Consider the following 25302-nt stretch of genomic DNA (forward strand, 5'->3'; position numbering starts at 1 on the left):
CGCGGCTCCTGGTCGAGCGCGGGCTCGACGTCTGGGTGGTCGGCGGCCCCGGCGAGAAGGCGCTGGCGCTGGAGGTTGTCGCCGCCACCGGCGGCAAGGCCCGCGACCTCACCGGCACCGACCTGCGCAACGGCATCCTGGCGATGGCGGCGGCCGGCGTCGCCATCTCGAACGATTCCGGCCTGATGCATATCGCGGCGGCGATCGGCACGCCGACCGTGGGCATTTTCGGCCCCACCAGTCCCTATCTGTGGGCGCCGCTGAACGGTCTCGCGGCCACGGTCGTTCAGACCAAGGCCGCGTTGCCCTGCCAGCCCTGCCAACGCACCGTTTGCACCATGAACGACCATCGCTGCATGCGCGACATCGACCCCGCCTACGTGGCCGATGTCGCGCATCGCCTGCTGGTCAGTCAGCCGAGCGTTCGATAGACCGCTGCGATCGCATTCGCCTCGGCATCGAGACTGAACTTTTGCAGCACGCGCGCACGCGCACGTTCGCCCATCGCACGCGCCGAGACCGGATCGCGCATCAGCGGTTCCAGTGCGGCGACCAGCGCATCGACGTCGCCCGGCGGCGTCAGCGCGCCGGTAACGCCATCCTCGACCACGAATTCAGCGGCGCCCGCGCGCGACGCCACCAGCGCCGCCCCTGAGGACATCGCCTCGATCAGCGTCAGGCCAAAGCCTTCGTTGCGTGAGGTGAAGGCGTAAATCGTCAGCCGCTGATACCAGCGCTGTACCTCTTCAATCGCGAGCTCGCCCGTGATGACGATGCGCGATTGCAGCCCGGCCGCTTCGATCTGTTTTCTCAAGCCACTGGCAAAACCCTGCTGCTCCGGCACGACCGCGCCGACGATGACGGCCGTGAAATCAGGATAGCGCGGCAGCAACCGGCACATCGCCTCGACGAAGACGTCCGTACCCTTTTGCGCGCGCACCCGGCCGAAGCAGCCGATCGCGTAGCGCCCCGGCAGCTTGGCTTCCGCAAACGCCGCCGCGCGGTCGGTCGGCGGTGCATAGCTGTCGGTATCGACGCCATGCATCACGATCGTCGCCTCGCGCTTGAGAAACGACGCCGACAGTTCGGACGTGGCGATCACGGCATCCATCTGCCGTATCAGCCAGCGCGTCAGCCGCTTGTGATGCCGCTGTGCGGCCGAAGTGAAGACGAGCTTCAGCGGCCAGCCGGACGCGCGCAGCAATAACCCTACGATCATCTCGTCATTGCGCCGCGCGTGCCAGATCAGCGGCGTGCGGTGGCGCCAAAATTTCAGAAGATCCGCAAATCCCATCCGCGCGATGCCGTCGGGCGCGTGGGGCCCGAGCCACGCCGCGCGGTACATCGTGGCAAGCCTCGGCGCCACCATGCGGTTGGTCGCCGTGACCCCCGAATAGCGCCTGTGCAGATTCGGCACGATCAGTTGCAGATCACTGGCCAAATTGTTCTCGATCGGCACGCCCGGCTCCGTTTCGGCCCGTTCCTATACGCAACATTAAGCATAGTGGCCAGTTCGGCGGCGCCGAAACCCACTCTTCACCGCAGCCCCGCTAGCATCGCCCCTAATAATCGGAGAGGTGAAGTCATGACCGTGCTCGTCACCGGTGGCGCCGGCTATATCGGAAGTCACATGGTTCATGCGCTGGCGGACGCCGGCGAAAGCGTCGTCGTGATCGACAATCTTTCCACCGGATTCACCGCCTTCCTGCCGGAAAGCGTGCCCTTGTTCATCGGCGACGCCGGCGATGAGAACCTCGTCGAAGGCGTGATCGCCCAGCACGGCATCGAGAGCATCATTCATTTCGCCGGCTCCGTCGTGGTGCCGGATTCCGTGCGCGATCCGCTCGGCTATTACCGCAACAATACCATGACGACCCGCAGCCTGCTGAATGCCGCGGTCAAGGGCGGCGTTAACCGCTTCATCTTTTCGTCGACCGCCGCCGTCTACGGCAATCCGGACCAGGTGCCGGTGCCGGAACATGCGCCGACGCGGCCGGCCTCGCCCTACGGCTCTTCCAAGCTGATGACCGAAATCATGCTGCACGATACAGCTTCCGCTCACGGCATGAACTATGTCGTGCTGCGCTATTTCAACGTCGCCGGCGCCGATACGAAAGGCCGCTGCGGCCTCGCCACCGTCGGCGCGACCCATCTGCTCAAGATCGCGGTCGAAGCCGCTACCGGCCAGCGCGCAAAGATCGACGTGTTCGGAACCGATTACCCGACGCCGGACGGAAGCTGCATCCGCGACTTCATCCATGTCAGCGATCTCGCGCAGGCCCATCGCGCAGCGCTGGCCTATTTGCGCGGCGGCGGAAGCTCGATCACGTTGAACTGCGGTTACGGCCGCGGCTATTCGGTGCTGGAGACCATCGAAGCCGTCCGCCGCGTCTCCATGCGCAATTTCGCGGTATCATATGCGCCGCGCCGCCCCGGCGACATCATGACCATGGTCGCCGATGTCAGCCGCATCCATGCGACGCTGGACTGGACGCCGCAATACGACAATCTCGAGATCATCGCCACCCACGCGCTGGCCTGGGAAGAGAAGCTGTTCCGCGAGCGCGGCGGCCTTCCGCAGCACGCGGAATCGGCCTGAAATCAAGCGCTTATTTGGCTTGAAAAAGCCCCGCCAAGCAGGCAAGGAGTCACCGCAGCAGCCCTGACGCGCCGGGCTATCAGGCGCCGTCAATGGAACGCGGATGACCGAACTTCCAAGCAAACCCACCAGAAAAATTACCGACGACCCCTATGGCGCGGCGATCCTGATTCGCCGCCTCGTCATGGAACAGGGTTTTGTCTATTGGCGGCGCTATCTGACCGCGTTCGCGCTGATGGGCGTGTCCGCCGGCGCCACTGCGGGCTCCGCCTATATCCTGGGCCAGGTGATCAACCAGGCCTATATCGACAAGAACGTCGTTGGCATCGCCATTCTCTCGGGCGTCACGGTGGTGCTGCTGTTCATCAAGGGTCTGGCGACCTACGGCCACACCGTGATCCTGTCGAAGATCAGCAACGCGATTCTCGCCAACAACCAGCGGCGGCTGTTTGCCAAGCTGATGAGCGAAAGCATCGGATTCTATTCCGAGCGGCATTCGTCCGAATTCCTGGCGCGGCTGACATCGGGCGCCAAATCCATCACCGACGTGCTGACGCTGTTGATCAATGCGGTCGGACGCGACGTGCTGCTATTGGTCAGCCTGATCGGCGTGATGGTGTCGCAGGATCCGGTGCTGTCGTTTATCGGCCTTGTGGTGGTGCCGCCGGCGATGCTGATTCTGCGCAAGCTGGTGAAGCGCATCAAGGGCCTCGCCCACAACCAGTTCACCGGCAGCGCTGACATCATGGAGACCATGCAGGAATCGCTGCAGGGCATCCGCACGGTGAAGGCGTTCACGCTGGAACAGACCATGCAGCGGCGCATCGATGAGAATATCGCGATCGTCGAGCGCAACGCCAACAAGATGGCGCGGGTTTCCAATCGCTCCAACCCGCTGATGGAAATGCTCGGCGGCTTTGCGGTCGCCGGCTGCCTGCTCTATGGCGGCTACAGCGTGGTCGCGCTCGGCGCTACGCCCGGCCAGTTTTTCTCCTTCATGACGGCGTTCCTGCTGGCGACCGAGCCGGCCAAGCGCCTAGCGCGGCTCAATATCGACCTCAACAGCCAGTTGGTCGGCGCGCGCATGCTGCTCGAGATCGTCGACAGCCCGGCGAGCGAGCCCGCTGACAACGACAAGCCGGCGCTCAAGCTCTCGAACGCGCGGGTCGAGTTCCGCGACGTCAATTTCTCCTACCGACCGGACGAACCGGTGCTGAAGGCCATGAGCTTCATCGCCGAGCCCGGCAAGACCACCGCGCTGGTCGGCCCGTCCGGCGGCGGCAAGTCCACGGTGCTCGCGCTCCTGCTGCGGCTCTACGAAGTGAAAGACGGCGAAATCCTGATCGACGGCCAGAACATCTCGGGCGTGTCGCGCCATTCGCTGCGAGCCCAGACCGGCTATGTCGGGCAGGACGTCTATTTGTTCCGCGACACGATCGGCGCCAACATTGCCTTCGGCAAGCAAGGCGCCACGCAGGACGAGATCGTGGCGGCGGCGAAGGCGGCTTGTGCGCATGACTTCATCATGGGCTTTCCGCTCGGCTATGCCACTCCTGTCGGCGAGCACGGCACGCAGCTATCCGGCGGCCAGCGCCAGCGCATCGCCGTCGCCCGGGCCCTGCTCAAGAACGCGCCGATCATCCTGCTCGACGAGGCCACTGCGGCGCTGGATTCGGAATCCGAAAAAGCCGTGCAGGAGGCCATCGAGCATCTCTGTCAGAACCGCACCACCATCGTGATCGCCCACCGCCTGCACACCATCATGCATGCCGACGCCATCCTGGTGGTCGAGGGCGGCGAGATCGTCGAGCGCGGCCAGCATGACGATTTGCTGCGGCGCGGCGGGCGATACGCCTCGTTCTTCCGCCTGCAGCAGCGCGACGCCGGCCATCCCAGTCTGGCGCCGGTCAGCGCAACCGCGTAAAAGCTAGAGCATGATCCGGAAAAGTGGGTACCGATTTTCCCTCGCGACAAACGCGGAACGCGTTTGCGCGGAGATCATGCTCAAATAAAAGATGAGCCCGGATTTTCATCTGTAACCCCCGAGACCTTTTCATGAACGCAGCCTCCTACGTCATATCAGCAGCCCCGCAGCCCACGCTTCCCGTCGTCGGCGAGACAGGCACCTATCCGGTCCGCCGCATCTGGTGCGTCGGGCGCAACTATCTCGAACATATCAGAGAGATGGGCAATGACGAGCGCGCGCCGCCGTTCTTCTTCGCCAAGCACGCCGACATGCTGGTGCCCGACGGCGCCACCATTCCCTATCCGCCGCTGACCAAGGACCTGCATCACGAGGTCGAGTTGATCGTCGCCATGAAAAGCGGCGGCCTTAACATCCCCGCTGACAAGGCGCTCGAACATGTCTACGGCTACGGCGTCGGCATCGACCTCACCCGCCGCGACCTGCAGCTCGCCTCGCGCAAGAAGGAGCGGCCGTGGGAAGTCGGAAAATCCTTCGACTATTCGGCGCCCTGCTCCGCGATCCAGCCCGCCGCCAAGATCGGCCATCCCGCCAAAGGCAAGATCTGGCTGACGGTCAACGGCAAGGAAACCCAGAAGGGCGATCTCACCGAACTGATCTGGAGCGTGCCCGAAATCATCTGGCAACTCTCGCAGCAGGTGAAGCTCGCCGCCGGCGACATCATCATGACAGGCACGCCTGCCGGCGTCTCCCAGCTCAACCCCGGCGACAACATCGAGTGCGGCGTCGACGGCGTCGGCACGCTGAAGGTTGCCATCGGCAAGCCGGAATAATCTGCGACTGAGAGCCTCCGCGGGATGCAAAGCCTCGGACCTCGGTCCGGGGCTTTTTCGTTGAGCCGGTACGATGGGTTGATCCCTTGCGAAACCCATCGCGATCATCGGACGCAAACGATGGGTATCGCGGAGTTTATCATCGGGCCGGCCGAAGGCCGGGCCCGTTGGCTCCCATCTTACGCATTGCTCGGCTTACGCCGCGGCCGCGCGCGTCTGATATCGCGCCCCGCCGCCTCCTGGTTGCAAGATCCGCAAAACTGACACAGACTCCGGATATTGCCGGAGAATAACGGCGAACGTCAGATCGGAGGGCACGTCCATGATCAAGGTAAGCGTAATGTATCCCAATACACCCGGCGGGCGCTTCGATCATGACTACTACCGCGACAAGCATATGCCGCTCGTGAAAGCGCGCATGGGTGACGCGTGCAAGTCCTACACGGTTGACAAGGGCCTGGCCGGCGGCGCGCCCGGCGCTCCCGCAACCTATGTCGGCATGTGCCACATCTTCTGCGACTCGGTCGAGGCGTTCCAGGCCGGCTTCGGGCCGCACGCCAAGGAGATCATGGCAGACATCCCAAACTATACCGACCAGTCTCCGGTCATCCAGATCAGCGAAGTCGTCGTAGGCTGAGAACCGCAATGGCTTTACGGCTTGTAGCGCGCTCCCCGGTGAACGGCTCTTTTGCCGCCGTCGCCCACAGGGAAGGCCAGAATGCTCCCGCTGCCCTGTATGCTCGTGTGCACTTTTGTTTGCGCAAATCGCACGCGAGACCGCGGGTGCAGCAAGCACCTGGTCTTCACTGCGCCCTCTGACAAAGAGGGCGGGAAGTTATCCAGCAAACCTCGGGCAGTTCATGTCGCGAGATCGCGAATGCATACTCCCGCCGTCATTCCGGTGCGCGCAAAGCGCGAACTATGATGTGCGATTGCACATCAGAGGATCCATCAAGCCACGGAACAGGTGGTGAAATGGATTCCGGGCTCGCGTCAAGAGGCGCGCTCCGGAATGACGGAAGACAGTCAGCCCCGCAGCGCCTGCAGGCCCTTGAACGTGAGCCGCTTGGGATCGCGGACGCCGGCCAGATAGAACTTGCGGATGAAGGCGGCGGCCGCCTCGCGGTCGCAATCGGTCAGCGCCACGATGACATCGACGGCAATTCGCTGGGCGTCCATGGGCTTCCTCGTGCTGTCAGGGGCCGCAAGCCACGCAGCGTACGGGTGCGCCGGTTAATCCGGCGTTAACCCTGAGGGCACCTTGAATGATTCGCGCTCACGTACGTATACGCGAAATAACGCATGGGGCGCCGGGACGCGCCTCGCGCGACGGAACCGCTCACGAATACTGCATCACCCCGTCGTCGACCTTGCCGTAGCGCAAGGTGACGATGTCGAGCGCGTAGTTCTGATAAAGCCGCCACGGCCGCTTCGAGCCTTGCTTGGGCAGTTTAGCGATCGAGCGCTGCACATAGCCCGACGAGAAATCGAGCGACGGCAGTTCCGCGACCTGTGGATCGACATTATGCGGCATGCACTGCTTGTAGCCGTTCCGGTCCATGTAGTTGATGAGACGGCAGACGTACTCGCAGGTGAGATCGCATTTCAGCGTCCACGACGCGTTGGTGTAGCCGAAAGCCGAGGCCATGTTCGGGATGTCCGAATACATCATGCCCTTGTAGTTCAGCGTTCGCGCGAAATCGACTTGGCGGCCGTCGACGCTGACTTCGAGGCCGCCCAGGACCTGCAGGTTCAGCCCGGTCGCAGTGATGATGATATCGGCCTCGAGCTCGCTGCCATCCTTCAGCTTGATGCCGCTTTTGGTGAAGGTGTCGATCTCGTTGGTAACGACGGACGCCCGCTTGTCCCGGATCGACTTGAACAGGTCGCCGTCGGGCACCAGGCAGAGCCGCTGCTCCCAGGGATTGTAGCGCGGCGTGAAGTGCTTAGCCACGTCGTATTCCGGCCCCAGCGCCATCTTGACGCCGCCGAGGATCAGTTGCTTGGCGCGATCGGGCTTGCGACGGCAGAGCTGGAAGAAATACATGCCGAACAGCACGTTGCGCCAGCGGATCAGGTGATAGGCGAGTTTCGCGGAGAGATTCCGGCGCAGCTTGTTGGCAAGCGCATCTTCCGCCGGCCGCGCCACCACGTAAGTCGGCGAGCGCTGCAGCATGGTGACATGCGACGCGGTCTTGGCCATCTCCGGCACCAGCGTCACAGCGGTCGCACCCGAGCCGATCACCACCACACGCTTGCCGGCGTAGTCGATATCGCTAGGCCATTTCTGCGGATGCACGATCTGGCCGGCAAAGTCCGCCGTGCCCGAAAAATCCGGCGTGTAGCCTTCCTCGTATTTGTAATAGCCCGAGCACATGAACAGGAAATTGCAGGTAAAGCGCACGGTCTCCGCCGCTCCCTCGCCCACCGTGCGTTCGGCCTCCACCGTCCAGCGCGCATCCGGCGACGACCACGACGCGCGTTTGACGTGGTGGTGGAAGCGGATCTTCTTGTCGATGCCGTTGTCTACAGCGGTCTCGCGGACGTAGTTCAGGATCCGCGGCCCGTCGGCGATCGCCTTCGGCTCGGTCCACGGTTTGAACGAATAGCCGAGCGTATACATGTCCGAGTCGGAGCGGATGCCGGGATAGCGAAACAGATCCCAGGTGCCGCCGATGCAGTCGCGCCCCTCGAGAATGACGTAGCTCTTGCCGGGACACTTCTCCTGCAAATGATAGCCCGCGCCGATGCCGGACAGTCCCGCGCCGACAATGAGGACGTCGAAATGCTCTGCCGCATCGGTCATGGCGATCTCCCTGCTTTCAGATGTAATGGCCAGCAGGCAGAAATTGCAACTCGCATTGTCAGGTTGCTGCGACGATACAGGCTGTATCGGAATTTACCGTTGAATTTCAACCGTCGCAGGTTGTACGACCGATCAGCAAAAGCCCCGGATCGCTCCGGGGCTTGGTAGTGCTTCAGGACGTCGCCCCGCGAGGTGAAATCAATACCGGTAATGATCCGACTTGAACGGGCCTTCCGGCTTGACGCCGATATATTCGGCCTGGTCCTTGCGCAGCTCGGTGAGCTTGACGCCGATCTTGGCGAGGTGAAGACGGGCCACCTTCTCGTCCAGCGTCTTCGGCAGCACGTAGACCTTCTTCTCGTACTTGCCGTCCTTGTTGTTTGCCCAGAGCTCGATCTGCGCCAGCGTCTGATTGGTGAACGACGCCGACATCACGAACGAAGGATGGCCCATGGCGTTGCCGAGGTTCACGAGGCGGCCTTCCGACAACAGGATGATGCGGTGCTTGTCGGGGAATTCGATCTCGTCGACCTGCGGCTTGATGTTGGTCCACTTCAGGTTACGAAGGCCCGCGATCTGGATTTCGTTGTCGAAGTGGCCGATGTTGCAGACGATAGCGCGATCCTTCATCGCGCGCATGTGGTCGATGGTGATGATGTCCTTGTTGCCGGTCGCGGTGACGAAGATGTCGGCGCGGGGCGCGGCGTCTTCCATGGTCACCACTTCATAGCCTTCCATCGCCGCCTGCAGCGCGCAGATCGGATCGACTTCGGAGACCATGACGCGGCAGCCGGCCTGACGCAGCGAGGCGGCCGACCCCTTGCCGACGTCGCCGAAGCCTGCGACCATCGCGGTCTTGCCGGACATCATGACGTCGGTGCCGCGGCGGATGCCGTCGACCAGCGATTCACGACAGCCATAGAGATTGTCGAATTTCGATTTCGTCACGCTGTCGTTGACGTTGATGGCGGGGAACAACAGTGTGCCCTTGTTCGCCATGTCATAGAGGCGGTGCACGCCCGTGGTGGTCTCCTCCGAGACGCCTTTGATGTTCTTGGCGATCTCGGCGAAGTAGCCCTTCGGCTTCTCCTTCAGGAGGCGCTTGACGAGCGCATAGAAGATTTCCTCTTCCTCCGACGTTGGCTTGTCGAGGAAGGCGGTGTCGCCCTGCTCGGCGCGGTAGCCGGCATGCACCAGCATGGTGGCGTCGCCGCCGTCATCGAGAATCATGTTGGGCGTGCCGCCGCCGTGCCAGTCGAACAGCTTTGCGGTGTAGTCCCAGTATTCGGCGAGCGTTTCGCCCTTCACGGCGAACACCGGAATGCCGGCGGCGGCGATGGCGGCCGCCGCATGGTCCTGCGTCGAATAGATGTTGCACGACACCCAGCGGATGTCGGCGCCAAGCGCGGCCAGCGTTTCGATCAAGACCGCGGTCTGGATCGTCATGTGCAGCGAGCCGGCGATGCGGGCGCCCTTCAGCGGTTGCTTAGGGCCGTATTCCTCGCGCGTCGCCATCAGGCCGGGCATTTCGGTCTCGGCCAGCGAGATTTCCTTGCGGCCAAATTCGGCGAGCGAAATGTCCTTGACGATGTAGTCGGTGAAGGCGGGCTTCTTGGCGGCGGCGGTGGTCATGGGGAGTTTCCCTTTGTGGAGTTCGTCATTCCGGGGCGCGCGCAGCGCGAACCCGGAATCTCGAAACTATGGAAAAAGATTCCGGGTTCACCGCTATCGCGGTGCCCCGGAATGACGCTCTTAAAACTAAACCGCGCGCTTCAGCGGCTCGACCAGATCGGTCTTCTCCCAGGAGAAGCCGCCTTCATTGTCGGGCGTGCGGCCGAAATGGCCGTAGGCCGAGGTACGCGCGTAGATCGGCCGGTTGAGATCGAGGTGGGTGCGGATGCCGCGCGGCGTCAAATCCATGGCCTGGGCCACCGCCTTCTCGAGCTTGTCCTCCGGCACCTTTCCGGTGCCATGGGTATCGATATAGATCGACAGCGGCCGCGCCACGCCGATCGCGTAGGCGAGTTGCAGCGTGCAGCGATCGGCAAGGCCGGCCGCGACGATGTTCTTGGCGACGTAGCGCGCCGCATAGGCTGCCGAGCGGTCGACCTTGGTCGGATCCTTGCCGGAGAAGGCGCCGCCGCCATGCGGGGCCGCGCCGCCATAGGTGTCGACGATGATCTTGCGGCCGGTGAGGCCGGAGTCGCCATCGGGGCCGCCGATGTAGAACTTGCCGGTCGGATTGATGTGCCAGATGGTCTTGCCGTTGATCCAGTCCTTCGGCAGCGCCTCGCGCACATAGGGTTCGACAATGTCGCGGACCTGATTGGAGGTCAGGTCCTCGACCAGATGCTGGTGCGAGACCACGATCTCGCGGACGCCGACCGGCTTGCCGTTCTCGTATTGCACGGTGACCTGGCTCTTGGAGTCCGGACCCAGCACCTTTTCGCGGCCGGAATGGCGCGCTTCGGAAATCAGCCGCAGGATCTTGTGGGCGTAGAAGATCGGCGCCGGCATCAGATCCGGCGTCTCGTTGGTGGCGTAGCCGAACATGATGCCCTGGTCGCCCGCGCCCTCTTCCTGGTTGCTTGGCTGCTTGGCGTCGACGCCCTGCGCGATGTCAGCGGACTGCGGATGCAGCAGGATTTCAATGTCGGCGGTCTTCCAGTGAAAACCCTCCTGCTCGTAGCCGATGTCCTTGATCGCCTCGCGCACGGTGCTTTCGATCTGTTCATTGGTGACCGATTCCGGGCCGCGGGTTTCGCCGGCGATCACCACCTTGTTGGTGGTGGCGAGCGTTTCGCAGGCCGCACGGATCTGCCAGGGATCGATGCCCGCCTTCGGCCCTTCCCGGTAGAACAGGTCGACGATCTCGTCGGAAATTCGGTCGCAGACCTTATCGGGATGACCCTCCGAGACCGACTCGCTGGTGAACAGGTAAGACGCGCGCATCAAGCAGACCCCTCTTTTCGTCGAACTCCGACGTTTGTTTCTGAATGTGTTCCTGGAATGTCAGTCGCGACGGCGCGAAATGACGTAGGATTCGTCGTAAAACCAAAGCCCATTATGCTTGCGCAGAACCTCTCTGGTGGCATCGAGGGTTCGGCTGTTTTCAGTCATTTCCGTCAACCGGTCGTCTTCGATCTGGGCGACATACACCGCCGCATTCCACGCTGCAAAGGCCGTCGAGGTTCCGATCTGGCCGGTGACCTCGTTGGGCAGCGCTTCCATATCATAACGGAAGATGGAACGGTTATCGGCGTAGGCATTAAAGTTAAGGTCGCGCCCGGCCGATCCCAGCTCGTATTTCACCGCGCGCAATAGCTCATGACGGCTCACCGCGAAAGGATTTTCTCCGGGCCAGACCGACTGGATGATTTCCAGGCCCGGATCCTGCCCGTGGGAGTGAATTCCAATCAGACGCCCCCCTGCCCGCAGGGAACGGGCCAGCGGCGCAATGATTCGCTTGGCGCGGAAATTCACAGAGGATTTGGCCCGATAGGGCTGGGAAGCGATCACAAGATCGAAATTGGCCTCGGTTCGGCCCGCGCGAGGAATGATCGAATCAAGCAGGAACCGGTGGTCCTCCCGGTACACCACCAGCGCCACCGGGCGTTCATAGATCGGCATGCCCGATTTGGGGCTGATATTGGCCCGCCAGTTTTGTTCCAGAAACGGCCCCAATTCGGCAATTTGAGCCTCGAATTCCCCCGACGAGGCCCCCCGTAAGGGCACTTCATGCCAAATCATCCCGGCGGCCGCGGCTGGCGAGGCCGGCGTCAGCCAAGGCGCCTCGGCGTAATGCATGTTGGTCAGGACGGCGACGGTCGCCGGGTGCTCGAACAGCCGGTCCGGCACCTTGTCGAGCGTCAGGCGGACGTCCTCCAAGCTGAGCTCCTTCCCCGCGATGTAGAACGGCATATGGGGAAAGCGGCCATGCATCGAGCGCATCACCCGCGCCAGCACCGTGCCGTCGCCGACGCCGGCGTCGAACACCCGAAGCGCCGGCGGGCGCGGGTGCAGGCTGGACAGCTCCAGCGCCACCCGCTCGGCGATCACCCGCTTTTCGCTGCAGGTATGGACGAACAGCAGGTATTTCTGGCGGTTCTCGAAAAAGCGGAAATTGCCGCGCGGATCGCGCTTTTCAGGCGGCACTTCGAGGCCGCGGGGCGGTGGAAGGCTGCCGGTGGACGCGGCGATATAGGCCTGGATGCGGTCCAGCGTGTCGACGGTGATGCGTTTACCCTCGCGCAGCCGATGCACTAGCTTGCCGTCGTTGACCGCCCGGCGCCCGAACGTCGTCTCCGCCATGTCGGCCTGGCGGCAGAACTCCGATATCTGGCTGAGAATCTGGTCGTTCTTCATCGGATGGAGTTTGGGAAGCTTCGGTGGGCAGAGCCGGATGGCCGAAATGTCCTACCACCATCTGCCCAACGGAGGAAAGGCCTGCCGGGTGCCCTGGCACGATTGAACCGCCGATGTCTGCGCTGCGGCGGCATCGCCATGCCGGGCAAGCCGGAAATGGCGGCGGTCGGTATGCAGATGAAGCCGGTCACAGTGTCGCCAGGCAGATCGCCCCTACGCCGCCGGCCTTCTCCAGCACGACGGCTTCGAGCCCAGCCGCGCGCATCGTCACCGCACAGGCAAGCCCGGCGGGGCCCGCACGATGATGATGGCGTCAGGGCTGGGTGTCATGAGTCCCCTTCACTCACTAAGAGCGACGCGGACGGGATATGGCCTTCTTCAGTCGAGGCAAAGTCACACAGCGAAGGAGGCCAGCAGCGCGAACCTGGCCACCTTCTCGCTCACTTGGCCATCCGCAAGGCTTCGTCCGGCGCAATCGGCGCCGGTGTGCTCGGGCCGACATCGCGGATCTTGGCGACGAACGAGAAGCGTCGCCGCTGCCGCAATATCGGCCGCTCGATCAGATGCCAGGAAAACGCCGCAAAACAGATGATGGCCGGAACCGCCAGGCCGAGTTGGGCCACCGGGCTGGTGACGTTTGGAAACAGGCTGATCATCATCTGCTGTATCGGCATCCCGTAGAGATAGATTCCGTAGGAGTAATCACGCTCGTGAAACACGGGGGGCATCGGCACGTTGGAAGCCCCGAGATAGGCCATGACGTAGACCAGCGGCAGCGAAGCCAGCACATTGAGTGAGGGAACGGTCAGTGGTCCAAGCGCTGCGAGGCCGAACAGGAACAGCATGCTGAAGCCGAAAGCCGCATGGCTGTAGGGGATCCGATATCGCAACAGGTAGGCAGCGATTCCCAGCATGAATGCCACGATCAGCCGCGACCCGCGTTCGGTGAAGGCGGAATAGCAGAGCTTGATGAGCCCGCTCTCGGATTGCGGGCCTGCTGCAAACAGCACCAGGGCAAGGCCGATGATCGCCATTGCCGCTGCGGGGGCGATAACCAGCGCCGGCCTGCGAAGCAAGCCAAAGATCATGAAGGCCGACATGATCAAGTAGCAGAAGAATTCGTAAGGCACCGTCCAGAGCGAATAGTTGACGACGTCGACGCTGTTGCCCTTGAACACGCCAGGCAGATAAAAATTCATCAGACCGAAGATGTTCGTCAGGTATCGATAGGTTCCGGGATTGGACAGATATTCCCCGACTGAAAGCTCGGTAAACAGCGCGCCCAGAACGAACGCCGAGAGCAGGACTTCGACGACAAGCGCCGGAAAAATCCGTAAGCCCCGATTGACGAGAAAATTACCGAGGCTGAGGCGCTGCGCGCTGCCTGCGATCAGAAAGCCGCTCAAGGCAAAAAATAGATAGAGCATGCCGTAGCCGGCGAACCATGCGACCGGGGCTTGCTCGATATTGAATCCGCCATGGGCAAGACCGAAGGCGTGCCAGACCACAATTCCAAGTGCGAGGGAAATCCGGAGAAAGTCGAACCCGGGCCCAAAGCCGCGATGTCTGTCTAGCTGATCACCGAGGCTGATCACGCTCGCCCTCACACTTCGAAACACAGCCCACACGGCTGGTGAGCGGCGGCCGCAGACGATCGGCGCCACGGCTTTCCTCTGCGCGAGCTTCGCCGGAAAGGCTGAACGGCAGGTTAAGGTACGGGTTTTATTGTAATTCCTGTCGGCGACCGCGGAGAGGCAAGTCGGAAAACACGGTCAACAAAGTCGAAAGAAACCGCCGAAATATTACCGCTGCGCGGGCACTTAACCCGCGCATCCGTCAAGTGTTTGGAAATACCAAAGCGCCACATAGAGGATGTCATCACCCGCGCATTGTTCAGCCTGGACAAGCCGAGCAATGGCCAGTGAGAACCGTGGCGCGCAACGACCGTGCGCCTATTTCCCCCACACCTCGCCAGCGACTTCCACCGCGAGGCTGAGCTTGGCCCACTGCTCTTCCTCGGACAGGATGTTGCCTTCCTCGGTCGAGGCAAAGCCGCATTGCGGCGAGACCGCGAGCTGATCGAGCGGGGCGAACTTGGCGGCCTCTTCGAGGCGGCGCTTGATGTCGTCCTTCTTCTCCAGTTCGCCGAATTTCGACGTAATGACGCCGACCACCACGACCTTGTTGCCCTTCGGCAAGTACCGCAGCGGCTCGAAGCCGCCGGCGCGATCAGAATCATATTCGAGGAAGTAGCCGTCGTAATTGGTGCCGGCCAGCATGGTCTCGGCGACCGGCTCATAGCCGCCGGACGAGATCCACGTCGAACGGAAATTGCCGCGGCAGACGTGGGTAGTGACGACCATATCCGCCGGACGCTCGGCCAGCGCGTAGTTGATGACGCGCGCGTAGATTTCCTGCAGGCCATCGGGATTGTCGCCGCGATCGCGCGCCTTCTGCAACTCATCCTGCGAGCAGAGATAGGCCCACACAGTGTCGTCGAATTGCAGGTAACGGCAGCCGGCGTCGTAGAATGCCTTGACCGCCTTGCGATAGGTCTTGCCGAGGTCGAGGAAGAATCCCTCGAGGTCGGGATAGATCTCCTTCGAGATCGACTTGCGGCCGCCGCGGAAATGCAGCACCGCGGGCGACGGGATCGTCATCTTCGGCGTGACATGCGCTGTGTCGGCATGCTTCTTCAGGAAGCGGAAATGATCCAGCATCGGATGGTTGTCGGGGAAATCGAGCTTGCCGATCACGCGGACGGCGTCATGGCGTGTCTCGACACCCGCGAACTGAATACCGGTCTCGGGGTGGAAGAGCTCGCAACCGCCGAGCTTGGCGAGAAAGTCGAAATGCCACCAGGAGCGGCGGAACTCGCCGTCGGTCGCAAGCTTCAGGCCGATCGAGGCCTGCTTGTGCACGACCTTTTCGATCTCGAGGTCTTCTGCCTTGCGCAGATCCTCCGCCGTGATCTCGCCTTTCTCCAGCTTGGCGCGCGCTTCCTTGATGCGCGGCGGCCGCAACAGACTGCCGACCTCGTCGGCACGGAACGGGGGCTTTGTTCTTTGCATGGTCTTCACTCCCATAATCTAGTGCGCTGCAGCGCCGGCGACGCCGAGATAGCGTTCGAGCACCGCGGGATCGGCCTTCAACGCGCTGCTGGTCGCATCATGCACGATTGCGCCGCGTTCCAATATCACAACCCGATCGGCCAGCCCCAGAATCTTTTGCGCATTCTGCTCGACGATGATCGAACAGATGCCGCCGGCCCGTGTGATGGTGCCGAGCGCCCGGAGCAATTCCTCGACGATGATCGGCGCCAGTCCCTCGGTCGGCTCGTCCAGCAACAGGACTTTCGGATTGAGGGTGAGCGCGCGGCCAATCGCCAGCATCTGCTGTTCCCCGCCGGAAAGCTGGTTGCCGAAATTGGTGCGGCGCTCCTTCAGCCGCGGAAACATCTCGTAGACCTTTTCCACGGTCCATGGGCCGGGCTGGGCCACCGCGGTCATGTTTTCCTCGACCGTCAGCGAGCGGAAGATATTGCGCTCCTGCGGCACCCAGCCGATCCCTGCCCGCGCCCGCTGGTCCGGGCGCATCGCGGTGATATCAAGCCCGCCGAGCGCGATCACGCCGCCGAAGCGGCGGGTGATGCCGACGATCGAATTGATCAGCGTGGTCTTGCCGGTGCCGTTGCGCCCGAGCAGCGCCAGCACCTGGCCCTCGCCCAGCGCGAGCGACATCGCGGGCAGCACCACAGCTTCGCCGTAGCCGGCGCGCAAGGCATCGATAAAGAGAAGATCAGGCATCAGCAGCCTCGCCGAGATAGACCGCCTTGACCTGGGGATCCCGCGCCACTTCGTCCGGCGGGCCCTCCACCAGCATGGCGCCATTGACCAGCACCGAAATCCGGTCGGCGAAGGAAAACACCAAATCCATATCGTGCTCGATCAGCAATACGGTGACATCGCGCGGCAGGGCAGCGACGGCGGCCAGAATATCGTGGCGCTCGCTTTCCGGCACGCCGGCGGCTGGCTCATCGAGCAGCAGCACACGCGGCCGGGTCGCAATCGCGACCGCGATCTCCAGCAGGCGCTGCTTGCCATAAGGCAGCGTCGCGGTGCGCTCGTTCATCACATCAAGCAGATGAAAGCTGCCGAGCGTTTCCGCGATCTCCTGGTTGACGTCGCCGCGCGTGCCCATCCGCCGCCACCAGTCACCACCGCGGCCGAGCCGCTCGGAGACGGCAAGCCCAATTGTTTCCAGCGGCGTGAGGTCGGCATAGAGCTGGTTGATCTGGAAGGTACGCGACAGCCCGCGGAGCACCCGCTTATGAACCGCCAGGTCGGTGATGTCGTTGCCCTCGAGCAGGATCCGCCCCGCATTGGGTTTCAACACGCCGGTCAGGAGATTGATGACGGTGGTTTTGCCCGCGCCGTTCGGCCCGATCAGGGCATGGCGGGCGCCCTGCTCCACCTTCAGCGACAGGTCGCGCGTGACCTTCAAGCCGCCGAAGGATTTCTCTAGTCCTTTTGTTTCCAGCGCGATCGTCATGGCGCATCGCTCTCGGGAACGGCCACGACGGCCTTGCGTCCAAAGACCTGACGAATGATGAGGTTCGGCCCCCAAAGCACCCAGCGATGGATGCGCTCGCGGCCAACCAGCACCATCACGACCAGAACCAGCCCGATCCAGAACATCCAGTATTGCGGCGTGATGGTCTGAAACAATTCCTGCAGCATCTTGAACACGACAGCGCCGATCAACCCGCCATAGAGATAGCCGGTGCCGCCGATCACCAGCACCAGCATCAGATCGGCCGAGCGCTCGAACGCGAACACATCAAGCGACGCCAGCGCTGTGGTCTGGGTGAACAGAGCACCGGCAATGCCGGCATAGAACGCCGCCACCGTATAGATCGCGATCAGGCGTCGGTTGACGGGTACGCCGATCGCGGACGCCCGCAACGGATTGTTCTTGATCGCGCGCAACGACAGGCCGAACGGCGAATTCACGATGCGGCGAGCCAGCAGAAACAGCAGGAACGTAACGATCAGCGAGTAGAAGAAGCCGGTCTTGCCGAACATGTCGAATGCAAACAGGCCGAGGATCGGCTGCATCTCGATCCCCTGCAGCCCGTCGGTGCCGCCGGTGATGTTGGAAAAGCGCTCCGCCAGCGCTTCGAGCAGCAGCGCGATGCCGAGCGTCACCATCAGCCGCGTCAAGTCGACGCCGCGGATCACGAGGAAGCTCGTGAGCAAGCCGAGGGCCATGGCGATCAGCCCCGCCACGACCAGCGCAATGACCGGCTCGTTGATGATGCCGTGCAGCGCCATCAGCCCGGCGGAATAGGCGCCGACACCGAAGAAGGCGGCATGCCCCAATGAGACAATACCGGCGTAGCCCAGGATCAGGTCGAGCGACAGCGTGAACAATGCCAGCCGAATGATGTCCGTCATGATCAGATAGCGGGACGGAAACAGGAACGCGCAGGATGCCGCGAGGATCCAGAACGCGATCTCGGCCGGGCGCCAGCGGGCGCGGGCAATGGCATGGGATGAGACGTCGGACGTTGCGGTCATCGCAGGCTCATCGCGCGGCGGCGCGGCCGAACAGACCGTTCGGGCGCCAGATCAGGATGACGATCATGATGGTGTAGATGACGAACGGCCCCATCTTCGGCACGTAATATTTGCCGGCGACATCGCCGATGCCGAGCAGCAGCGAAGCGAGGAACGGCCCGGTGATGCTGGAGGAGCCGCCGACCGTGACCACGATCAGGAAGTAGATCATGAACTTCAGCGGGAAATACGGATCCAGCCCAAGGATTTCGGCGCTCAGCGCCCCGCCGAGACCTGCGAGGCCGCAGCCGAAGGCAAAGGTGAATGCGAAGACCTGCGGCACGTTGATGCCAAGCCCAATCGCCGCGCGGGGATCATCGACCGCCGCGCGCAAGCGGCTGCCGAAGCGCGTGCGTGCCAGGATCAGTTGCAGCGCCACCGTGAGCAGGCCGCATATTACGATAATCATCAACCGGTAGCGGCCGATGCCGACGCCGAAGAAATCGAACTGGCCTTCGAGCGCCGCCGGCAGCTTGATGAAGATGCGCGACGATCCCATGATGTAGTCCACCGCCGCCACCGACATGAAGGTGAGGCCGATCGTGAACAGCACCTGGTCGAGATGGCTGCGGGTGTAGAGGTGGCGGTACAGCGTGCGCTCCAGCAGCACGCCGATCGCCGCGGCCGAGACGAAGGCAAGCGGAAGCGCTGCGAAGAACGGCCAGCCGGAATTGTTCACCAGCACCGCGCAGATATAGCCGCCGGTCATGGCGAAGGCGCCATGGGCCAGATTGACGAAATTCATCAGCCCAAGCGTCACTGCCAGCCCGCAGGCCAGCACGAACAGCAGCATGCCGTAGGCGACACCGTCGAACAGGATGGTGAACAGCGTGGTCATGGGAGCGCCGAAGAACCTCTAGGACCCGTCATTCCGGGGCAGCGCGCCAGCGCTGAACCCGGAATCTCTTTCCAATAACGTCGAGATCCCGGGTTCGCGCTGACGCGCGCCCCGGGATGACCTTCGGTCACTTCTTCGTCTTGCCGGAATCCTTCACCGCCTCGAAGGTCGCAAACTCGACGTTGTAGAGTTCGCCGTCGACCTTCTCGACCTTGCGGATATAGATGTTCTGCACGATGTCGCGGGTTTCCGGATCGATCGAGATTGGGCCGCGGGGACTTTCCCACTTCATGCCCTTCATCGCCTCGATCAGCGCATCGCCGTCAGTCTTGCCGCCGGTCTTCTTCAGTGCCTCGTAGATCAGGCGGATGCCGTCATAGCCGCCGACCGCCATGAAGCCCGGGCGCTGGCCGAAGGCCTTCTTGTAGGCTGCGACGAATTCCTTGTTTGCGGCCGAGGGATGGGCCGCGGAATAGAGATGCGCGGTGACGGTGCCGAGCGCAGCATCCCCCATGCCGTTGAGCAGGTCGTCGTCCATCACGTCGCCGGGGCCGATCACCTTGATGCCCGCTTTGTCGAGCCCGCGTTCGGCATATTGCTTCATGAAGTTGCCGCCCTGTCCTGCCGGCACGAACACGAACACGGCGTCGGGCTTGGAATCCTTCATACGCTGCAGAAACGGAGCGAAATCAGGATTTTGCAGCGGCACCTTCACTTCTTCCACGATCTCGCCGCCACCAGCGGTGAAGTTCTGCTTGAAGAAGTTCAGCGCGTCGTTGCCGGGCGCATAGTCGGAGGTTAGCGTCGCGACCTTTTTGATGCCGTTCTTCGCGGCCCAATCACCGATGATGGTCGACGATTGCGCCAGCGTGAACGAGGTGCGGACGATGTAGGGCGAACGCTCGGTGATGATCGAGGTGCCCGCTGCCATCACGATTTCCGGAACCTTGGCCTGCGTCGCCAAAGGCGCCGCGGCAAGCGCTGCCGGCGTCACGCCGAAGCCCGCGATGAAATTGACCTTGTCGTTGACGATCAGTTCCTGCGCCAGGCGCTTGGTGTTGTCGGGAACCGCCGCGTCGTCCTTGAGGATGACTTCGATCTTCTTGCCGGCAACGGTGTCGCCGTTCTGTTGCATGTACAGCTTGACCGCGTTGTCGATCTGCTTGCCGGTCGATGCCTGGCCGCCGGTCATCGGCAGGATCAGGCCGATCTTAACGGTTTGCTGGGCGTGAGCCGGCGCCAGCGCCAGCATCCCCGCGACAGCGCCTGCGGCCAGCAACATGTGACTGCGAATAGACATGAACGTTTCTCCCCTGATCGGCCCTGTGTCCTCGAACCGAGTCCCCGGCCCTTGATCTCACCATAACCCAGATTTTTCGGCCGGATAGCGCGGCAACATGGCGTCCTCGGGCGCCCTTTTGTCAATCGGACCATTGGCGTGCCGCGGCCAAGAGGGAACAGTCGCGAAATACGCGACGGTATTGTGATATGATCCGATATCGCCGCCCGATGCCTCCCGTCAATGGCCCATTTGTACGATTGTACAAATCAAATGGTCCTGTCAACAAAGAAGCGCCCTCACCGGTTCCCGGCGGCAACGCCCTAAATCCATCATCCTTAAAGGGTCAGGTTGTAACCTTCTGCCGATGTCGACCAGCGCGCGCCATATTGTCACGATCGTCACCGTTGCCCTCGCGGGCTGCGGCTTGGCCGGTTGTGGGACCATCAACGAGAAACTCGCAGCCGGGGTCAGCGACGCCATTCCGGCGGCGATCGGCGGACTGCCCGCAGACGCGCCGCCGCGCCCCGGCACCGCGAAATATGACGAGTACATGCGGGAGCGCGAGCGGAAGCGGCTGTTGCCGGCTTCCGAGCGCGGCGAAGAGGCCAAGCCCGCGCCTCACCCCAAGGTGGGGCCCGTTAACGCCGGGGCGGGAATGCCCCTCAATCCATAAACACCACGGTCTTGCGGCCGTTGAGGATCACGCGGTCTTCGAGATGATGGCGCATGGCGCGCGCCAGCACACGGCGTTCGATGTCGCGGCCCTTGCGCGAGAGATCTTCCGGCGTGTCGCGGTGACTGATGCGCTCGACGTCCTGGTCGATGATCGGACCCTCGTCGAGGTCGCGCGTGACGTAATGCGCGGTGGCGCCGATCAGCTTGACGCCGCGCTCATGGGCCTGGTGATAAGGCCGCGCGCCCTTGAAGCCCGGCAGGAAGGAGTGGTGAATGTTGATGCACCGCCCCGACAGTTTTGCCGACATCTCGTCCGACAGGATCTGCATGTAACGCGCCAGCACCACGAGATCGGTCTTTGTGTCCTGCACCAGCTTCCAGACCGCCTCTTCCTGCTCGCGCTTGGCTTCCTTCGTCACCGGCAAATAGTGGAACGGGATCTCGCCGAAATCGAGATTGCCGTAAGTCTCGCGCGGATGGTTGGAGACGATGGCGGTCGGGATCATCTCGAGTTCGCCGGTACGCCAGCGATAGAGGATGTCGACCAGGCAATGATCCGATTTGGAGACCAGCAGCATCACCCGGCGGCGATTGGCGCGGTCGCGCATCTGCCATTCCATGGCAAAGCGATCGGCAATCGCGGTAAAGCCGGTCTGCAGCGCCTGCAATTCGACGGCGAGATCGGCGGCGGTGAACACCACCCGCATGAAGAAATTCCCGGTCTCGATGTCATCGAACTGCTGGGCGTCCAGAATGTTCTGCCCGTTATGGGCAAGAAAGGTCGACACCGCGGAAACGATGCCGGGGCGATCCGGGCAGGACAGGGTCAGGACGAACTGGTGATCGGGCATGGCGAAGCTGACTACAATTCAGGCAAAAGGGTGAAGCGGCGATTGCGGCCCTGCATCTATCACCGCGCATACGCTTGCGCCAATCCCGAAACCGGGGTCAGGATGAACAAAGCGCGAAGCAAAAGCGTTGGAGCGAGATCATGGCTGACAGATTGAACGGTTACCGCATCCTGATCCTGGAAACGCGCGAGGAAGCGCAGTTTTCCCGGCTGCTCACCGAGCAGGGCGCCGACGTCCTGCAATGCCCGATGTTCACCATCCACGACGCGCCGGACCCGGCGCCGGTCGAGGCCTGGGTCAGGCGGTGCGTTGAAAAGCCCTTCGACGATCTGGTGCTGATGACGGGCGAAGGCCTGCGCCGCCTGATGAAGGTCGTTCGGCGGATCGGTGTCGAACAGGAATTCATTGCCGCGCTCGGCCAGGCGCGCAAATTCGCGCGCGGCCCCAAGCCGGGCAAGGCGCTGCGCGAAATCGGGCTGGAACCGCAGATGACGACGGAAAAGCCGACGTCCGAAGGCATCGCCGAGATGCTGTCGCGCCTCGATCTTGGCGGCCATCGCCTCGGCCTGCAGCTTTACCCGGATAAGGATCACAGCGTGCTGATCGGCGCGATCAAGGCGCAAGGCGCCGAGGTCGATACCGTGCTGCCCTATGCCTATGACGCGCAGGCCGCCGACGCCAATATCATCGCCGCGATCGACGAGATGGCGGAGGGGCGCATCGACGCGATCGCGCTGACCAACCTCGGCCAGGTCCGCCGCCTGATCGAGGTCGCGCGAACGCGCGGCTGCGAGGACAGGTTACGCGACGGGCTCGACCGCACGCCAATCGCTTCCGTCGGACCCGCCGTGTCCGACGAACTCAAGTCTCACGGCCTGCGCACCGATATCTATCCGGCCGAGGACGCCTTCTTCATGCGCCCGCTGATCGCGGCGATGGCGGCGGCGCTCGGCAAGAATCCGCCGCGGGCAGCAGCGGGAAGCTAATCCACTTTGGCGCCGGCGAACGTGACCACCTTGCCCCACTTCTCGGTTTCGTCCGCCACCAGCTTGCCGAAGTCGGCGGGCGAGCCCGGCAGCAGGATGGCGCCGATCTCGGCGAACCGGGCTTTCGCCTTGGGGTCGGCGAGGATTTCATTGACCGCCTTGTTGAGCCGGTCGACGATTTCGGGCGGCGTGCCCTTTGGCGCGGCGAGGCCATACCAGGCGCTTGCCTCGTAGCCCGGCAGATAATCGGCGACCAGCGGCAGATCCGGCAGCACGTCGGAACGGGCCGTGCTGGTGACCGCAAGACCGCGAAGCCTGCCGGCTTTCACGTGCTCGGCGCAGGTCGGAAGGTTGTCGAACATGACCTGCATCACGCCGGAGAGCATGTCGGTGAGTGCCGGTGCGCCGCCGCGGTAAGGCACATGCTGCATGTTGATGCCGGTCAGCATCTTGAACAGTTCGCCCGACATGTGGATCGTGGACCCGTTGCCTGACGACGCCATGTTGAGCTTGCCCGGATTGATCTTGGCATAGGCGATCAATTCGGGAATCGACTTGATCGGCAGCGACGGGTGCACCACTACGACGTTGGGGAAGCGAATGATGCCGGCGATCGGCTCCATCTCCTTCATGAAATCGAAGGGCAGCTTGTCGTAAAGCGTGGCGTTGATAGCGTTGGCTGGCGCCACGAGAAGCAGCGTGTAGCCGTCGGGCGTGGCGCGCAACACCTGCTCGGTGGCGATATTGGTGCCGCCGCCCGGCCGGTTCTCGATCACGAAGGATTGCCCGAGCTTTTCAGACAGCCATTGACCCATCAGGCGTGACGTGAGGTCCGCCGAGCCGCCGGGCGTATAGCCGATCACGAGGCGTACCGGCCGCGATGGATAGGCCTGCGCACTCGCAATGCTTGACGTAACGGGGAGCGCAGCCGCACCGGCAACGAGCTGCAAGAACTGGCGACGCTGATATTTCATCATGCTTCCTCCGACAACACACGGCGGCGGCTCTTTGCGGCCGCTCGGCGCGTGCATCCTAGAGCATGATCGGGAAAATTGGATATCGATTTTCGTGCGTGAGAGGCGAAATGCTTTCGTGTTGGCGCGGACTGACAGGGCCTTTCGGCGAGCTAGCCGCTCACCGCGTGCTCGCTGAGGAACGCCTGATAGGCCAACCGGATGCCGTCCTCGAGCTTCGTGTTGGCGCGCCAGCCGAGCTTTGCTAAGCGGCTGACGTCCAGCAGCTTGCGCGGGGTGCCGTCCGGCCGTGAGGTGTCGAAACTGATTTCCCCGGTGTAGCCGACGGTCGCCGCGACCACGCGGGCGAATTCGGCGATCGTGATGTCCTCGCCGGTGCCGATATTGACCAACTCGCTATCCGAATAGGTCTTCATCAAGTGGATGCAGGCATCCGCGAGATCGTCGACATAGAGGAATTCGCGCCGCGGCGTGCCGGTGCCCCAGACCACGACCTCCCTGGCGCCGGAAACTTTTGCTTCGTGGAAGCGGCGGATCAGGGCGGCCATGACGTGGCTGTATTCGGGATGATAATTGTCGCCGCGGCCGTAGAGGTTGGTCGGCATCACATTGATGAAGTCGGCGCCATACTGGCTGCGATAGGCCTCCACCATCTTGATCCCGGCGATTTTTGCAATCGCATAAGGCTCGTTGGTCGGCTCCAGCGGACCCGTGAGCATAGAATCCTCGCGCAACGGCTGCGGCGCCAGCTTGGGGTAGATGCAGGAGGAACCCAGGAACATCAGCTTCTCGGCGCCATGGACATGCGCCGCATGAATCACGTTCGTCGCAATCGCCAGATTGTCGTAGAGGAATTCGGCGCGCAACGTGTTGTTGGCGACGATGCCGCCGACCTTGGCGGCAGCGAGAAACACCACCTGCGGACGCTTCGCGGCGAACCAGCGGTCGACCGCGGCCTGGTCGCGCAGATCGACCTCATTGCGGGGCGCCGTCAGCAGTTCGACATTCTCTCGCGCCAGCCTGCGCACCAGCGCGGCGCCGACCATGCCGCGATGCCCGGCGACGTAGACCGTCTTGCCGTTCAGCTCAAACGGAATGCTTGCCACCCGCCGCCTCCCGCCGCGCCTCTTCGAGATCGCCCGCGACCATTTCCTTGACCAGTTGGGCGAACGACGTCTTGGGCTTCCAGCCAAGCTTCTCCCGCGCCTTGCTGGCGTCGCCGACCAGAAGGTCGACTTCGGTCGGCCGGAAATACTCCGGATCGATGCGGACCACGGTCTTGCCCGATTTGGCGTCGACGCCGGTTTCCTCGACGCCCTTGCCGCGCCATTCGATGCGGCGGCCGACTTCGGCAAACGCCAGCTCGACGAATGCGCGCACCGAGCGGGTTTCGCCGGTCGCCAGCACGAAATCGTCGGGCGCATCGGCCTGCAGGATCCTGTGCATACCCTCGATATAGTCCCGCGCATGACCCCAGTCGCGCTTGGCATCGAGATTGCCGAGATAGAGCACCTCTTCCAGGCCGGTCTCGATGCGGGCGACGCTGCGCGT

The 25302-nt window shown here is 62.9% G+C and carries 25 protein-coding genes; 7 read left to right on the forward strand and 18 right to left on the reverse strand.

Annotated features, from left to right (window positions below):
• The coding region (locus tag CP49_RS32165) for a glycosyltransferase family 9 protein (RefSeq protein ID WP_197423294.1) at positions 1–431 on the forward strand (431 nt) is incomplete at its 5' end.
• Here CP49_RS32165 and CP49_RS32170 read toward each other — a convergent pair.
• Entirely contained in the window at positions 413–1459 is a 1047-nt protein-coding gene (locus tag CP49_RS32170; protein WP_057854152.1) for a glycosyltransferase family 4 protein, read from the reverse strand. The genes CP49_RS32165 and CP49_RS32170 overlap by 19 nt on opposite strands.
• Positions 1460–1585: 126 nt before the next feature.
• Here CP49_RS32170 and galE point away from each other — a divergent pair, with 126 nt between their 5' ends.
• The 4 genes from galE (at position 1586) to CP49_RS32190 (ending at position 5993) form a co-directional block, all read left to right on the forward strand.
• Complete coding sequence (gene galE / locus CP49_RS32175) at positions 1586–2599, forward strand: UDP-glucose 4-epimerase GalE (protein ID WP_057854153.1); 1014 nt, start codon at positions 1586–1588, stop codon at positions 2597–2599.
• A gap of 103 nt (positions 2600–2702) precedes the next feature.
• The gene (locus tag CP49_RS32180) at positions 2703–4523 is read left to right on the forward strand and encodes an ABC transporter ATP-binding protein (protein ID WP_057854154.1); all 1821 of its coding nucleotides are present in this window, start codon (positions 2703–2705) and stop codon (positions 4521–4523) included.
• A 131-nt stretch (positions 4524–4654) separates the two neighbouring features.
• Complete coding sequence (locus tag CP49_RS32185; protein ID WP_057854155.1) at positions 4655–5356, forward strand: fumarylacetoacetate hydrolase family protein; 702 nt, start codon at positions 4655–4657, stop codon at positions 5354–5356.
• Between the two features lie 322 nt (positions 5357–5678).
• Complete coding sequence (locus tag CP49_RS32190; RefSeq protein WP_057854156.1) at positions 5679–5993, forward strand: EthD family reductase; 315 nt, start codon at positions 5679–5681, stop codon at positions 5991–5993.
• 389 nt (positions 5994–6382) lie between these two features.
• Here the strand turns inward: CP49_RS32190 and CP49_RS46410 are convergent, their stop codons facing one another.
• From CP49_RS46410 to CP49_RS32245, 13 genes are all read right to left on the reverse strand, one after another.
• On the reverse strand, positions 6383–6535 hold the full coding sequence (locus CP49_RS46410; protein WP_197423295.1) for a hypothetical protein: 153 nt from the start codon (positions 6533–6535) through the stop codon (positions 6383–6385).
• A gap of 160 nt (positions 6536–6695) precedes the next feature.
• Positions 6696–8162: a flavin-containing monooxygenase gene (locus CP49_RS32195; RefSeq protein WP_057854157.1), complete on the reverse strand. Its 1467-nt coding sequence runs from the start codon at positions 8160–8162 to the stop codon at positions 6696–6698.
• A gap of 198 nt (positions 8163–8360) precedes the next feature.
• On the reverse strand, positions 8361–9794 hold the full coding sequence (ahcY, locus tag CP49_RS32200; protein ID WP_057854158.1) for an adenosylhomocysteinase: 1434 nt from the start codon (positions 9792–9794) through the stop codon (positions 8361–8363).
• 126 nt (positions 9795–9920) lie between these two features.
• Positions 9921–11114: a methionine adenosyltransferase gene (gene metK / locus CP49_RS32205; RefSeq protein ID WP_057854159.1), complete on the reverse strand. Its 1194-nt coding sequence runs from the start codon at positions 11112–11114 to the stop codon at positions 9921–9923.
• A gap of 60 nt (positions 11115–11174) precedes the next feature.
• The gene (locus CP49_RS32210) at positions 11175–12527 is read right to left on the reverse strand and encodes a hypothetical protein (RefSeq protein ID WP_057854160.1); all 1353 of its coding nucleotides are present in this window, start codon (positions 12525–12527) and stop codon (positions 11175–11177) included.
• A 187-nt stretch (positions 12528–12714) separates the two neighbouring features.
• The gene (locus CP49_RS49655; protein ID WP_245310979.1) at positions 12715–12792 is read right to left on the reverse strand and encodes a hypothetical protein; all 78 of its coding nucleotides are present in this window, start codon (positions 12790–12792) and stop codon (positions 12715–12717) included.
• A gap of 175 nt (positions 12793–12967) precedes the next feature.
• Positions 12968–14122, reverse strand: coding sequence for an acyltransferase family protein (locus CP49_RS32215; protein ID WP_063791810.1), 1155 nt, complete (start codon positions 14120–14122; stop codon positions 12968–12970).
• A gap of 357 nt (positions 14123–14479) precedes the next feature.
• On the reverse strand, positions 14480–15598 hold the full coding sequence (locus CP49_RS32220) for a cobalamin-independent methionine synthase II family protein (RefSeq protein ID WP_057854244.1): 1119 nt from the start codon (positions 15596–15598) through the stop codon (positions 14480–14482).
• Positions 15599–15616: 18 nt separating this feature from the next.
• The gene (locus CP49_RS32225) at positions 15617–16333 is read right to left on the reverse strand and encodes an ABC transporter ATP-binding protein (RefSeq protein WP_057854162.1); all 717 of its coding nucleotides are present in this window, start codon (positions 16331–16333) and stop codon (positions 15617–15619) included.
• Positions 16326–17078 (reverse strand): ABC transporter ATP-binding protein, encoded by a 753-nt coding sequence (locus CP49_RS32230; protein ID WP_057854163.1) that lies wholly within the window; start codon positions 17076–17078, stop codon positions 16326–16328. The genes CP49_RS32225 and CP49_RS32230 overlap by 8 nt, the downstream gene beginning before the upstream one ends.
• The gene (locus tag CP49_RS32235) at positions 17075–18106 is read right to left on the reverse strand and encodes a branched-chain amino acid ABC transporter permease (protein WP_057854164.1); all 1032 of its coding nucleotides are present in this window, start codon (positions 18104–18106) and stop codon (positions 17075–17077) included. The genes CP49_RS32230 and CP49_RS32235 overlap by 4 nt, the downstream gene beginning before the upstream one ends.
• 7 nt (positions 18107–18113) lie before the next feature.
• Positions 18114–18983 (reverse strand): branched-chain amino acid ABC transporter permease, encoded by an 870-nt coding sequence (locus CP49_RS32240; RefSeq protein ID WP_057854165.1) that lies wholly within the window; start codon positions 18981–18983, stop codon positions 18114–18116.
• 127 nt (positions 18984–19110) lie between these two features.
• Complete coding sequence (locus CP49_RS32245) at positions 19111–20235, reverse strand: ABC transporter substrate-binding protein (RefSeq protein ID WP_420807667.1); 1125 nt, start codon at positions 20233–20235, stop codon at positions 19111–19113.
• 394 nt (positions 20236–20629) lie between these two features.
• On the opposite strand from CP49_RS32245, the gene CP49_RS32250 reads away from it, so the two are divergent.
• Positions 20630–20938, forward strand: a complete 309-nt coding sequence (locus CP49_RS32250) for a hypothetical protein (RefSeq protein ID WP_057854167.1) — start codon at positions 20630–20632, stop codon at positions 20936–20938.
• Here the strand turns inward: CP49_RS32250 and purU are convergent.
• Positions 20928–21791, reverse strand: coding sequence for a formyltetrahydrofolate deformylase (purU, locus tag CP49_RS32255; RefSeq protein ID WP_057854168.1), 864 nt, complete (start codon positions 21789–21791; stop codon positions 20928–20930). The genes CP49_RS32250 and purU overlap by 11 nt on opposite strands.
• 140 nt (positions 21792–21931) lie before the next feature.
• Between purU and CP49_RS32260 the strand changes: the two genes are divergently transcribed.
• A complete protein-coding gene (locus tag CP49_RS32260) occupies positions 21932–22777 on the forward strand; it encodes a uroporphyrinogen-III synthase (RefSeq protein ID WP_057854169.1) in 846 nt (281 codons plus the stop codon).
• Here CP49_RS32260 and CP49_RS32265 read toward each other — a convergent pair.
• The 3 genes from CP49_RS32265 to CP49_RS48085 form a co-directional block, all read right to left on the reverse strand.
• Complete coding sequence (locus CP49_RS32265; RefSeq protein ID WP_082646354.1) at positions 22774–23751, reverse strand: tripartite tricarboxylate transporter substrate-binding protein; 978 nt, start codon at positions 23749–23751, stop codon at positions 22774–22776. The two genes, CP49_RS32260 and CP49_RS32265, sit on opposite strands and share 4 nt — an antisense overlap.
• Before the next feature lie 152 nt (positions 23752–23903).
• The gene (gene fcl / locus CP49_RS32270) at positions 23904–24857 is read right to left on the reverse strand and encodes a GDP-L-fucose synthase (RefSeq protein ID WP_057854170.1); all 954 of its coding nucleotides are present in this window, start codon (positions 24855–24857) and stop codon (positions 23904–23906) included.
• On the reverse strand, positions 24838–25302 hold a 465-nt coding region (locus CP49_RS48085), incomplete at its 5' end, for a GDP-mannose 4,6-dehydratase (RefSeq protein WP_245310969.1). The genes CP49_RS48085 and fcl, both read right to left, overlap by 20 nt.

The organism is Bradyrhizobium valentinum (assembly GCF_001440405.1).
Classification (GTDB): Bacteria; Pseudomonadota; Alphaproteobacteria; order Rhizobiales; family Xanthobacteraceae; genus Bradyrhizobium; species Bradyrhizobium valentinum.